The 14,475-nt window shown below is 48.2% G+C and carries 2 protein-coding genes; both read right to left on the bottom strand.

The features are described 5' to 3' along the window. Nucleotides 1-144: 144 nt before the first annotated feature. Nucleotides 145-12,243: a SpvB/TcaC N-terminal domain-containing protein gene (locus LDO37_RS26895; protein ID WP_126606656.1), complete on the bottom strand. Its 12,099-nt coding sequence runs from the start codon at nt 12,241-12,243 to the stop codon at nt 145-147. Between the two features lie 488 nt (nt 12,244-12,731). After that, nucleotides 12,732-14,471 (bottom strand): ABC transporter ATP-binding protein, encoded by a 1,740-nt coding sequence (locus LDO37_RS26900; RefSeq protein WP_126607559.1) that lies wholly within the window; start codon nt 14,469-14,471, stop codon nt 12,732-12,734. Between the last annotated feature and the right edge of the window lie 4 nt (nt 14,472-14,475).

A 14,475-nucleotide genomic window follows, 5' to 3' on the forward strand; every position in this document is an offset into this window, starting at 1 on the left:
ATGGCAAAAACAGGTACTCCAGCACCACATAAAAGTGGAACACTAGCAAGATACACAACATAGGTTGTCAGCAGCACACTAACTAGTGAAGCAGAAAAAATCAGGGCTTTTTTAATTTTCAATAATTTACTCACTCTCAGAAACCTACTCTAGCCCAAATTCTTTTATTTCTCTCGCAAGCTGCTGTCTGCGCGAGTTACCTTCCTCTCCAGATGGAGCATAATAAAAGTGACCATCTTGTTGCGACATTTGCTCAATTAACGTTGGGACTGATTTTATTAACTCATAATCCGACATCCCTGCATATATAGGATCTCCTTGACCAATTAAGTCAATAATATGAATATTTCCAATGTTTTCATGATTATTTAAGGCGTCAACCAGGTCTTGATTAATAGGAGCCCCTATCAGCACTACATTATCCACCTTTTGCTCAGAAGATGATGCTATCGTCAAAGCTGTCTGAGCAGCGACAACAGAACCATGCGAATAGCCAACAAAGTTGAGTTGTTCACCCTCAGGGAGAGATAGCTCAATCTTACCTTGCATTCGACTGTACTCATTTGCTCCCCTGTCATTATTTCTAAGAACAATCGTTCCAGCATCAGTAATCATATTTCCAGTAGATGCGTATTGAGCGGTTGCAGCCTTCACGTTGGAAATACCAGCCCCAGCCAACTCAGTAACCATGCTGTCTATGTAACCTCCGTCAACACCTGCTCCACCAATGAACCATGTCTCATTACCATCAGGGTCTTTCATAACAATAGGGCTATTATAACTATAGGTATACATGGCTAAGTTTTTCGGGTTATACATACCGCCATTTGTTAACTCGTTTCTATTGTTACCCAAATACTCCCCAAGTATCGGATCTGGGCTCTGCCACACGCTCGTCCTTGGATCGTAGTAACGCGCACCGAAGTAGTACAGCCCTGTTACTTCATCCAGCTCTTTACCTGTGAAGTAGTAAGGTGTTAGCTGGGTGTTGCTCTTCTCATGAACCCAAGTTTCACCGAATGGGAAGTATTCAAGGTGCTCATGCACTTCACCGTCTATATCGGTAATGTAGCTGGAGCTACCCAAGTGATCGCCGTGATAGTAGTACTGCTTGGCTTCAAAGTTGATGGAACCATTACCACCACCGCCGGAGCCGCCACCTGAACCACCACCATTACCGTTACCACCCGGGTCAAGACCCGCATCGACCATAGCTTGATAAAGCGCAGCTTCCGCCGCTTCGAGGTTACTTTGTGCCACTTTCAACGCGTTATGGGCGGCTTTTTTGTCCTTCCCTTTCGCGGCTTTGAATGCCTCTAACGATTGGTCGTAAGCCGTTTGCGCCGCTTCGACTGCCGCTTGTGCATCCAGTACTTCTTGGGGCAATGCTTCCGATGCCGTATCGGTTGTTGTCTCTGTAGTGGTCTCCGTCGTGCTGGTCGCCGTACTGTCTGTGCCAGTGATAAGTGTCGAGCTTTCATTTTCCATCACACGGGTGTGAATACGCTGGCTACCTGCATAGTAGTGCTTAGTCGCCACTTTACCCGCTCGGACGACGAGATATGCATTGATGTAACGGGTTTCGCCTTGACTGGTTGATTTGATGACACGCTCACCACCCGCATCATAGATGTAGGTGCTAGTGTGACCGTTGTCGGTTACTGTGCGAATGCGGTTTTCTTCATCCCAAACAATGTTGCGGCGCGTGCCGTTGTCATCATTCGTCCAGCCCATCTGGTTACCGTTTGCATCATAGCTGAAGGTACGGTTGCCAATGTTGCTGGCTGCGTGCGGCTGAGCAGAGCCCGCATAGTCGTATTGCCAATTGTAGCTGGTGCCTTGTAGATCATTCCAGCCCGAACCATCCAACGGCAGGCGTTCATGCAGCTGATTCTTGGTGGTGATGTTATGGATGCTGTCGTAGCTCATCGAGAGGCTGTAGCGCTCCTGATGCCCCTGACGGGATTCCCAGACCCCGCTGGCATTGACAAGTTGGTAAAGATTGTCATAGCCGAAGATCTGATTAGTTTCCCCACCAAACAGATTACTGTCTACAGGTACACTCCCAGCGTTGGTAATGCTTAGAACATTACTCATGGCACCGTAAACATAGCTGTTGTCCTGGAAGATACGGTTGCTGTTAGTTGCTGTGAGCGCATTCAACCTACGACGTTCTGCCTCATAGCTGTAGGTCATGACCGTGTCGTTACCAAATTGCATGTACACACGTTGGCCAAACTTGTCATACGTTAGGGCTTTGAGCGGCTCGTACGTGTACTCTCCCTTGGTGCTGCTCATCGCCTTAAGGCTGCCGCCACTGTCGTAATCGTGAACCAACAGTTCGCCATCTGGGTAGGTCAGCTCGCGCAGACGGTTCCAACTGTCGTAGCGATAGCGGGTTTGATAAGTCTTTGGTGCACTGCCCGTCAGCGTAGTTACGGTACGCTTAGTATGGACGATTTCACCCAGCGCGCCGTATTTGTAGTACTCGGTGCCGGAAGCATCACTGACCCGTGATAGGCGACCTGCGGTGTTATCCGAAGCACCTGGTTCACCGTAGTAATAGTTGACGTTGTTGATGGCATTGATCGGATACGTGATGCCAGACAAACGCTCGTAGTCGTAATCGTAGCTGACTGCCATACCCTGCTCACGCAGATTGGCCGTGATTTTCTGCACCACGTTACTGGCGTTGTCGTACACACTTTCGGTCAAGCCCATATCTGGGCTGTCGATGTGGGTACGACGACCTGCCAAGTCGTAAATCACGCTGGTGACATTGTTCAGGTCGTCCGTCACATTCAACAACTCATTCACCGCGCTGTATTGGTAGCTGGTGAGAATGTTAGCGTACCCGCCGATCGGGTTGTGCTGCGCGACGGTAGTGATACGGCCGCGTACGTCTTTATAGGTTTCAGACTCGTTGCCATTGGCGTCAACGCTTTGGTGCTCAAACTGCTTTGCGCCGCTGCGGTCACTGCCAAAGCCGTAGGCATTGGTTAGGGTATTACCATCCGGCAGTGTAGTGACAAGTACACGGCTCAGCACATCGTAAGACTTACGGGTTGGGTTAACCGTATCGTACTGGCTGTTGAAGGTATCGGGTGTGCCAGTGGCTTCTTCAACTGGATACCACTGCGCGATATCGCGGCCAAAGGCATCGAAATGCACTCGACCCGACGCCACCATCATGGCTGTACCTTGCCCTGTCTGACCATTGTCGATCGCCATGTCTTTCTTGGTCTGGATCACACGCATCAAACCGTCTACAAAAGTCACAGTGTCGATGGTGTCAGACTTGCCTTCGTCGAAGTGTGCGGTGGTCGCATACGGCACTGCGGCATCTGGGAAGTAGGCAAAGTCGATGGTAGTCACACCATTTTCAATCTCATACGGCGCGGCAACCGTTTCAATACGCCCTTTCGCATCAATGGTAAAGTGGATTTGCTGCGCGTTGGTGTCGGTGTTGCTCAGCGTTGCACCAAAACGATAGTCAAAGGTGCTGGATGAGGTATAACCGAAGCTGTCGGTCACGCTCGCCACATAGGTTTGTACCGTATCGTCCATCACATACGTCAGGGCGTAGCGCTCACCTTTGTGGTTTTCAGGGCGCGTCACCATGGCGAGGTTGCCATAGATGTCATAAGTGATATCGGTCGTCAGCGCGGTGGTCGCATCGGCGTAAACGCGTACTCGCTCCACACTGCCCAGAGCATTGATATCCGCTTCACGTTGGCGAAGCACATTGCCCGCCGCATCGCGCAGCACAATGGATCTTGGTGCCGACACTATCCAGTCGCTCACTAACTCGTGGTAAACCACAGTAGCTGTCCAGTCGTCAGATGTGCCTACATCACCGTGATCAGTTTGCACCACCACATTACCGTAGTCATCGTATTGGTAATCGATGCGGGTTTGCTTCTCGGCAGACCCTGTCCCTTCATAGAAGAAGGTTTCTGTCGTCACCAGTTGCGGAAAGGCTGAGGTGAAGTCGTTCTCTTTACCCAGCGCATCCAGCACGGCACCGCTGAACACGTCTTCGGTTTGGTATTGGTTAACGGTTTCGGTATAGGTGTTACCGATGCCATCTTTCATCACGCTGGTGCGCGCCAAGCCTTTTTCATAGTAGTTGTCGTTGATGTAGTCCGTTGATACAGAGCGATAGACCACGTCACCATTGGCGGTATCCAGCTCTTGTGTTGTCACGTTAGCAAAGCCATAGAAATCGCGCTCACGACGGTCATGGTAACCATCTGCGTATATAAAGCGCTGTTTCATGGTGTCGGCACCATCACCTGCGAATCCATCGTTGGTGACCACATTGCTCAGTACCCAACGGTTTTGCGGCATATCGAAGGTATTCCCTTCGCGGTGGTAATCGACGGTGAAGCTCGCTCCTAATGGACGCTGAACCGATTTCAGCAGGTTGGTGCGGCCAATAGTGCTCTTCTTCACACGCAGATCGGTTTCTTCGCTAGATTGCAGCACATCTGGATAGCCGTCACCGTTGACGTCATTAAGTGAATAATTTTCCTGAGAAGTCCCGTCATTCGAGTAAGCGCCAGCATTCATACAGATTTTGATCACTGGAACCAGTGGTGGTATTGGAATGCACACCGTGAACGATCCGTTGATGGACACGGTTTCACCACTGCTGACTTGAATTTCATTGGCGCCAGTCCAGCTCGTCCAATCGGCGAAGCCACTACCTTTGTTGATACGAACCAGAATATCTGAGCCTGTAAACTTAGCCTCATCCAGCAACCCGTCACCATTCACGTCATAGAGGGTATGAAGGTTGTGAGTTTCAAAACCGTTTTTGCTGATACCCAATTTGATACTGGCCGCACCAATGTTGATACCCAGTCCACCACCAGACGCTTCACTTTCGCCTTCTTTAACCTGGCCGAATCCCCAAGCTTCAGGCGCTGCAAATGAATAACCGAGGTTTATCTGAGCCGTACCATTGTCATAGACACGGTCAGGTAGCCCATCAGCGTTGATGTCGCGCCAGCTTATATTGGCGTGATCTTTGGTTTTGCCACTGGTGCCGGAAATACCCGCACCTGGCATAGAGGTGTTCGCATTGATCATTGCCTCTTTTACAGAGGTAGCGGTTTGGTTGTTAGCCGCATTGCTACTGCCCACACTGAAGTTACCGCCCAGTGTGACACCTTGGTTTTGTGACCAAGAGGTGCTCGGATGACCAAGACCGTTGTTTATGGCGCCAGACTCAAGCGCACCAAGCATATCGGTATACTGAACCTGAGACTCACCCACGATGTCTGGGTAGCGGTCACCGTTCATGTCGCTGAAATCCGTCAGAATGCGAATATCTTGATCGGTTTCACTGTAACTGCCACTTGCACCAAATCCACCAATAGGCACACTGCCACCTATTGAGTACCCATCAAACGATAGAGTGGTCAGTTTGTTGATGGCTCGAATGGCTTGGCTGCCATCGGTGCCTGTCGGAATTGCTGATGAAGGGGCGTATTCGTCTTCCCCAAAACGAGAGCTCGACATATTGCTTTCGTTAAGTAGCGAAAGCTCATCATACCCGCGCCAAGCATCAACCTGTGCAATAGGCAGCATCATGACAAAGATACTGTTGGTCGGATCGTAGGCGTTATCCGCCAGATTATTCTGGTCGAGGTTATTAACATCCGGAGGAGAAGCTAACGCATCCGTCAGCGCATCATCCAATTTGAGTTCGGATTCAATTATGGGTTGATCTGCTCTCGTACCATTGCCGTTATAGACAAACTGACCCCAGCCGCGGTATTCCGGACCGAACAGGTACTCTTGAGAAACGGTGTAAATACCCGCATTCCACGCTGAGACGACACCTTGAACATCAATATCTACGCCTGCTTCCTGCGCCAGCAAATCCGCTATCGCTGGGATATCGGTATGGTACTCAATAAACAGGGTATCGCCTGTTAATACATCTAAAGAGACGTCGGTAGGAGGGGTATTCAAGCTACCCGCCGTTACTTCAAACGTCTGCTTCGCCAGCAGCGCGTTTTCTTTTTTCACCGTAAAGGTAACCGTGCCCGATTCCGTACCCAGTGGAGTGGTGATCACAGGCGTGAAGATGACCGTACCATCGGCATTCGCGATCCAACGCTCTGTGTTACGGCTAACTTCATTGTAAATATTGAGGGAAGCCACCGTCTTGAATGCGAGAACAGCGGTGCCGTTTTGAATTTGACCATCGATGGTTGGGTCATCCGCCGCGACATAAGTAGCAACAGGTTCCCATTCAAACGCCGACCAATCCACATTGGTATCGGCGTCGATTTCAAACCGGTAGGTGTCACCCGTATTCACATCCAAAGTTAATGCGACGTTTTGCTGTGCCGCTGGCAACCCGTACTGGGTTTCCCATACCGTAGTTGTTGTCGTATTCACACCGTCAGAGGTGATTTTTAATACTCTTGCCGTCACATTGTCGCTAGTCACGGGCTTAGTCAAAACACCACTGATTTGCACGGTGCCATCAATCGGCATCCCCAAATCACCACCAGAGAGTACATAGTCACCCGATGCCGAAGCGCTATAAACGGACAACCCATTCGCGTCGGTTTCAGCTGGTTTGTCGGTATAGGTAATAACAGGTGCCCATGAGACTTCATCGTAGTTCCCATCGAAGATCGACTGGACACGGAAGTAGAGGCGATCACCTTTACTCACGCTAACCGCATTCACGCCTGTTGGGGTTTTAACACCATAATCATCCGCATTAATGGTGGTTGCCCAAAGTTCAACCGCAGCATGTTGAATGGCTACACGTACGCCGTCGGCCTGGGTGTATGCCTGGCGATCCGCACTGGTGTTTTCCACCAGATTAACAGGAGCATGGATGCTAACAATGCCGTCGTAAGGCGCTTTCCAAGTTCGTACGGTATCGTGCAGCGGGTTCTCTGCTTCAAAGTTGGCAAGCTCATTTGGATCGGTCTCGAACCAACCGTCCGTCACCAGAGACCCGGATTCATTAACGGGGTTTGGCGTGTTCGCACTTGATAGCACAAAGTGCGGTACGGTGGCATTGGTACGCTGGTTGTAAAGCACGCGTCCGTTCGCCACGATATCGGTTAAACCATCACCATTCACATCACTGAAGTAAATGTCGTTGACCGTGGTACCACCACCACTGGTGATCCCCAGATCGCCACTGAAGCTACACGCACCGATAACCGCTTGGAAACCAGAATTCCGCTGGCTGCCTTTATCGTGATAAAACGCGCTCGCCGAACCAGTGAATGCTTGGAAAGCCGCAAAGCTCTCACCTTCACCGGGACCGGAAAGGTTTTTCTGGTAACCAATGGTACCGCCGCTGATCAACACTTTATCTGGCAGACCATCCCCATCGATATCCGACATCACAAGGATGCCGTCATTTTCAGACTTACTGGATCCTCTTTGGAAACCAATCGTCATCGACTTACACATCAATTGCTGATCATTAAAACCAATACTGACGCCAAAGTGGTTACCGCCACCGTCGGATAGCGTGCCACTTAAAGAACTGGCACCATTACCTGCAAACGAATCTGCAGCGGCAACTGTAGCTAAGCGCTCGACTGTTGCTTGAGGAGAAAGATCTTCACTGACAATTTGGGTGTCGCTGCTGTGAGCAGACATAGCAGCATTCGCCAGTTGCGTGTTCAAGGCATCGATATCGCCGGATGACGTTTGGGTTGCCCCGTCAGCCGACACCTTCGGTAAGTACGAGTCAATATCCGCGACTGGCGCGAAACCCGCATTAACTAAATCCGATTTGCTCAACGGCTTCAATGCACCAATATCAATGGGTTCACTGGCTAATGAGTGAGAACTGTCGTAAACAAAAGCCCCCCACTGGCGGTACAGTTGCTTGTTGGCACTGTCGCTTCTAACGTGCAATCCTGCTGGCACGTCCACACCTTGCTCCACCACAGTAACACTGGGTGTCCAGGCACTCAGTACTGTTTCATCCACATCCTGTGGTAAATGGAATTCGAAATATACAGGCTCGCCAGCCGTGACATCCAACGTGATGGTGTTGAAGATGTTAGCTAATGATAAATTCAACGATTCTTTGGCTAACGTTTGTTGGTTGCCTTTTACGGTGAAGGTCACCGTTCCGGATGCCGGTAAGCCAGCAGGTAAATTGGGTTGAAGTGTGATAATGCCGCTTTCGCTTGCCACCGTTGTACTTTCTACCGCATACCCGTAAAGTGCCAATTTAGGATTGAGGGAGTAATCAAAGCGTGGTGTGCCATCACTGCGATAGAGCAAATCAGCACGAATATCGCTGTCGTTTGCCGCAATGTAATGAACGTTCAGTTCAGCAGACAATTTAGTCCAATCCACATTGGTATCACTGTTGATGACTAGGTGAAGCTTGTCGTTCGCAGTAACATCAACATCCCCCACTGCCATTGTACTTGTGCCAATGCTTTCACCTGCGGCATAGCTTTGCTGCCAAATCACAGATTCGTCGCCGCTTATTGTCGTTCTTATTACGCTTGCAATCAGGTCATCAGACGTAATCGGTTTGGTTAGGGAACCACTTACTAGAATGGTGCCACTGAACGGTGCAAGCCACTGAGTACTACTTGTAGATACAAAATCGGTAGAAGAGTGGTAGACATGCTGCGGTAACGCATTGGCATCCACCTCATCCATTGCTCTGTCGGTATAGGTGATCTTGGGATCCCACAAGACTTGATCATTACCGCCATCCTGCAAGGAGTTAACACGGAACAATACGCGGTCGCCCTCAGTTACAGAAACCGAATCCAGTGCGGTAGTCTGCTTAGGCGAGGTGTCATTGGCAGCGATGTATGTTGACCAAAGTTCCGTACTTTGAAGCTGAATCGAAGCATATACGCCATCAGAGTTTGACGATTCAGGCGATCCAGAAACCAAAGACACTGGCGCAGCAATGTTAACAGTACCAGTGTAAGGTGCTTTCCAAACCCTTACGCTATCTAAGTTTGCAAACGTATTGACAACCGTTTTACTGTCGGTAAATGTTAATCCGTTCAACGCGTCGCCAGAACCGATAAAGATCTTGTCTAGGAAAACCAAATCAGCAATCCCATCGCCATTAACATCGGTCACTGAAATGCGTGCATTTTGGCCTGCGATCATGTCCGGCGATGCCTTGCACTGCCCAGTTTCAGTGTAAAAAGCGTCCTGCGCTGACACCATTAATTGCGACGCACCATAGGTCACTGCCCCTTCAGAAGACACGGTAGCAGGGCGATAGCTGATGCCAGCAGAGCTGACGAAAAGTTTATCCGCCAATCCATCACCATTGATATCTCTAAACGCCAACAACGTCGGCTCGGCAGATGAATAACACGCTTGTGCTCCAGAAGAATCTAGATCGGTCGGTGATGAAGCCACAGTTGTCACATCAGTGCTCGCACTTTGCTCTTGCGAAGTTTGTTCGGAAAGCAAATAGCGGCTGTCTGCCATGCTATACGCGTCACCCATACTCCATGCCTGAGAAGCCAAGAATGGCTGATAGTTGCCACTTTGATTGCGAACATCATCGTAGTAACTCAGAGAGTGGGTGTTGAACAACTGCCCTTCGGTATCAAATTGCTGGATAGAAGACAATAGGGTTTTATGAAACGCACCTTCCTCATAGTTAAATTCGTAAGAGCGTACTGGCTGACCTTGGAAGCGAATATCAACCTTGCGCAGTAAGTCAGCGGTAACGCGTTTGAATCCGGTGCGTGCATCGATCATGACGTCCTGACGACGCGCTTCTGCTAAGTCGCGATCACGCGTGAAATCAACCGTATATGCACCTTGCGAACTATTAAAACCGGTATAGTTAATCGATTTGATGTAAAGCTGCTGACCCTGAACACCACCAGTACCATTGCCAATACCGGCATCGAACACTTTTTCGTAGTTATAGGTCACCGTGTTGCCGTAGGTATCCACCGTTTTAACTAATGCCCAATCTGAAATATTCCCTTCGGCAGTGGTCAATGTTGCAGCGGGCAACATGTTGGTTCCATCCCCTCCAAAGAAATGCTGAGTACCGTTTTTGTTGGTGACTTCCCACCAATAATTGGTTGGATTAGAACCATGACGAATGATGCGGTTAAAACTGCCTTCCACCCGTGGGTAAAAACGTTTTTCACTGGTACGAGTGACGGGAGTGGATCGGTGTGCCACGGGAGCCAATTGCTCACCCGCGAACAAATAGGTTTCGGTTTCCGTCGCGCCATCGTAACGCGGCACACCCCAACGGGTGTCCAGAGAAACGGTTGGCAAGCTAAGATTCCAGCCCATGCCCATCCAGCCATTGCCTGCAGCAGAGCTGTAACTGACCTGAAGCTGTGGTGCCATCCTCTGACGTCCACCCGGCAGCTCAATCGGATAGCTGGTACGTGCATCCCCCATAACATTGGCTTTGGGAGCCTGAATTAGGTTGATCGACGCACCCGGATTGGCGGCTTTCATGTCCTTAAGCTGAGTGGTTCCAAACGCTTGGGTTTCTGGAGAATCCGGCGTTTGAATCACCGCATTGATCATGTCGGTAAAGTGATCCGTTTTCGAAACGATAACGCCGTCTTTCGTTGCCACCTCATTTCGGGCTAGCTGAACCCAACGATTGGTCTCGTCATCATAGAAATAGGTGTATACGTCTTTTTCGGAGTAACCTTCAGGGATCTTACTTCTGTCATAGCCGAGCGACAGTTCGTTTTCCTGATGGAACTTAATGCCATGAGGTAAGAAACGATACGCCGATGCATCACCACTGGTGACATTCACCATGCCTTGATCAAGCGCCGGGATCTCACGCTCGCTCATGGTGAAAATTTCGATATCACGCTGCATTGACAGCGAGGATTTCTGAATCGTTAATGCGGCTTCTTTTAGAGTAATGTCGGTGTCGCTTAGTAAGGTTGCCACCTCTCTTGAGACTTGTCGTTCAGAAAGGGGATCGCTTGATTGCAATGCCTGAACACCAGCAGCGGTGATAAGAACCCCTTCATCGCTCACGCTGGTTAAAGGCGCAAAGGTTAAGGTTTCATTTAACGTTTCTCCATCAGATAGCTCAGCCTTAACTTCAATCGCAGGAGAATCAGCAGGAATCAAGGTTTCAAAGCTACCATCCACCGCGGTGATCACTTTATTGCCAATGGTGAACGCAACGGATTCACTCCCCTCTCCTTGGACGAACCCTCTAACGTAAGCATGCCCTTGATATCGAATGTCTGGTTGAGGCTCAAAGACAACTAATGTGGGGTGAGCCGTCTTACTTTCCGCCAGTTCATACGACAGTTTAAGGTTTTCAACTTGATACTTTAGATGAGAATCAGAGCTTGCATAGGGAGAAAAACGAATGAGGTTTTTACCTGCTTTTAGCCAATCTACATCTATCGCTTCGCTAACAGATGCAGAACCCGATGACTTGGCTTGTAGAATGAGGCCACCTTGTGAAAAGCCATCATTTACCATTCGTATTGTACTGGCGTTCCCCGATAGCCCTTTTACGTCGTAGCTGAGGGTAGCCGATTTAATTTGCTCGGGATGGTAAGGTAGATAAACATCAAATTGATTGTCATTTTTAGCATCTCGGTATTTACCTGGAGCAGCGCCAAGCAGTGCTTGTTTGCTCGAAACAACGCTTTTTTGTACCAAAGCCACTTCCACTGGCGGAGTCAGCAAATGTGATTTGAGTGGAGAAACTTGATCAGATAAAAAGCGAAGTTCGTTTAACGCTTTGGGTTGAGAGTTTTGAGATATTAATTGAATTCTAACCGCCGACGTACGAGCGTCTTTATTAACTGCTAGTGTATTCCATTGCCCTTCCGGAAGGTGTTGCAAACTTATTCCGGTCAAAATAGGAATGGCTGTCCATAGATTATTAACTTTTCTCTCGACGCTGAGTGTATAGTCTGCACTTCCATATATTTGCACAGCATGTAGAGAAGATTCCTTCTCAAAATATCGCTCTATAAGCAACGCCGACGGGCTATTAAAACCCGTATTTAGAGATTCATCGAATAATCTAGCTTGATTAAGATAAGAATGATTATTAATTTCATCTTCTTTCCCATACTCTAGAAAATAAGGGAGGGGTTGATTGTGCAAAATATCATTATCGTTACTAGATAAAGACATCAACGCAATATTCTGTATTGCCATCGCACTATTAGAGAACACCATGGACGCAATAACAACGTAGCAAACCACTGACGAAAAACGATGAAAATATCCATTCATAATAAGCTCTTCTTTTTGTTTTATAACGTTTTTAACTTATTGAATATACTCACTCTCACCTTGCACTAAGAACAACTTAATAAATAGAGCTAGAGTTACCACTTAATGAATATAACCTTAGAGGTCGTTACCACTTGCATAAGAAACAAAATGACCAGCCAAAACTCTATTATTAAGTAAAAGCTTTAATAAAGTTATTTTAAAAATATCCCACTATTTTCTTATTAATTAGAATGTATATGAATCAGATTTGAAACATCTCGACACTATCACTTTCAAATCTTAAACATGAGATATAACTTGTGATAGGAAATTTACATTCAACTTATTTGTTTAAATGAAATTCGAGTTCATTGTGAAATAATAATTTTTTGCCGAACAGCAAATTTTAAAGAGAAGTGATAATTATTAACAAAGAAAAGAATTTATACGCTATGTTTGCGTCTTATATATACCCAAGTAATCTCAACATACTTGGGTATTAAAAATCAGTAATTCAACGCAACGATATGTTCATGCCCAACGTCTTCGTATTTGAGCACTTCATCTATCACAGACACATTGCGAATGGGATCTGGCATTTTGTGTTCCGAGAGCACCATAGAGAGATCGCGTTTTACATCCACATCCGCAATAGGTACGGCTTGCATTAAACGCTGAGTGTAGCTGTGACGAGGTGAACTGAGCACCTCATCTCTTGGGCCCATTTCAACTATCCGCCCGCCATGCATTACCGCCACTCGGTGTGATACTTGCTCAACGACGGCCATATCATGTGAAATGAACAAATAACTTACACCCAGTTTCTTCTGCAATCGTTCTAAAAGCTCAAGAACTTGCGCCTGAACAGACACATCCAGTGCCGACACGGATTCATCTGCCACCACCAGTTTGGGCTGAGACGCAATTGCTCGGGCGATGCTGATCCGTTGACGTTGCCCACCTGAAAACTGGTGAGGGTATCGATTCATGTGATTCGGTAACATGTCGACTTGTTCAAGCAATAACGCGACATGATCACGTACATCTGAAGCCGGGCATATTCCATGAATCAGCAATGGCTCTTTAAGCAGTTGGAATATGGTTTTTCGTGGATTTAAGGAACTGTAGGGGTCTTGAAATACCATTTGAATATCTTTGCGAATGGCGCGTAAACCCTGACCACGAAGCCCGTTTAGCTCAACACCATTAAGGTTGGCGCTGCCACAAAACGGCAGCATGTTCATCAACGCTTTTCCGATGGTGGATTTACCGCAGCCGCTCTCGCCCACTAGCCCTAAGGTTTCACCCGGTTTTATCGCAAACGACACATTTTCTACCGCCCTCACTTCCAGCTTTTCTTTTTTCCACCAAACATGTTGAACCGGAAACCGCACACAAAGATTGTTTACGTCTAGTAAAAGTTCGCTCTGAGGTACGTCTTCAACAGGTTTGGCATGCCCCAATTTAGGCACCGCTGCCAATAGGTCTTTGGTGTAGTTTGCGGTGGGAGACAAAAACAAGCTGCGCACATCCGATTGCTCCTCAACGATACCTTGATTCATCACCACAACTTTATCCGCCATTTCCGCAACCACTCCCATGTCGTGAGTGATCATCAAAACTCCGGTATCGAAGTCGCTTTTGAGTTCATTGAGCAGCGATAAAATCTGCGCTTGAATGGTGACGTCTAAAGCGGTTGTTGGCTCATCTGCAATCAAAATTTTAGGGCGACACACCAGAGACATGGCTATCATGATGCGCTGCAACATTCCACCAGACATTTCATGAGGGTACTGATGATAACGCTTCTGCGCATGAGGGACTTTCACCGCATCTAACATACTGATCGCCATCAGTTTGGCGCTGCCGTAATCGATGCTACGATGCGCTTGAATGGCTTCGCACAGTTGCTGACCAGCGGTCATTAGAGGATTTAGCGATGTCATCGGCTCCTGAAAAATCATGGCGATGTCGTCCCCACGCATCGCACGCATGCTTTTTTCCGGCGTGGTTAATAGGTCTTTCCCCTCAAACCAGATATGACCACTTGCCACTTTCGCAACGGGCGGCAGTAACCCCATAATTGCGGTGCTGGATAGCGATTTCCCGCTACCAGATTCGCCAGCAATACAAACGGTTTCACCCGAATTCAGAGTAAACGATAAATCATCGACCACCCTGTTAAATTGCTTCCCTGCCGCAATATCGATGGAAAGGTGCTCCACCGACAACATCGCCTTATCCATTCGG

The organism is Vibrio penaeicida, from assembly GCF_019977755.1.
GTDB classification, from domain to species: Bacteria; Pseudomonadota; Gammaproteobacteria; order Enterobacterales; family Vibrionaceae; genus Vibrio; species Vibrio penaeicida.

Excerpts from the sequence above, each read along its gene's own strand:
- LDO37_RS26895 (WP_126606656.1), bottom strand. The coding sequence starts at position 12,243 with ATGAATGGATATTTTCATCGTTTTTCGTCAGTGGTTTGCTACGTTGTT.
- LDO37_RS26900 (WP_126607559.1), bottom strand. The coding sequence starts at position 14,471 with ATGGATAAGGCGATGTTGTCGGTGGAGCACCTTTCCATCGATATTGCG.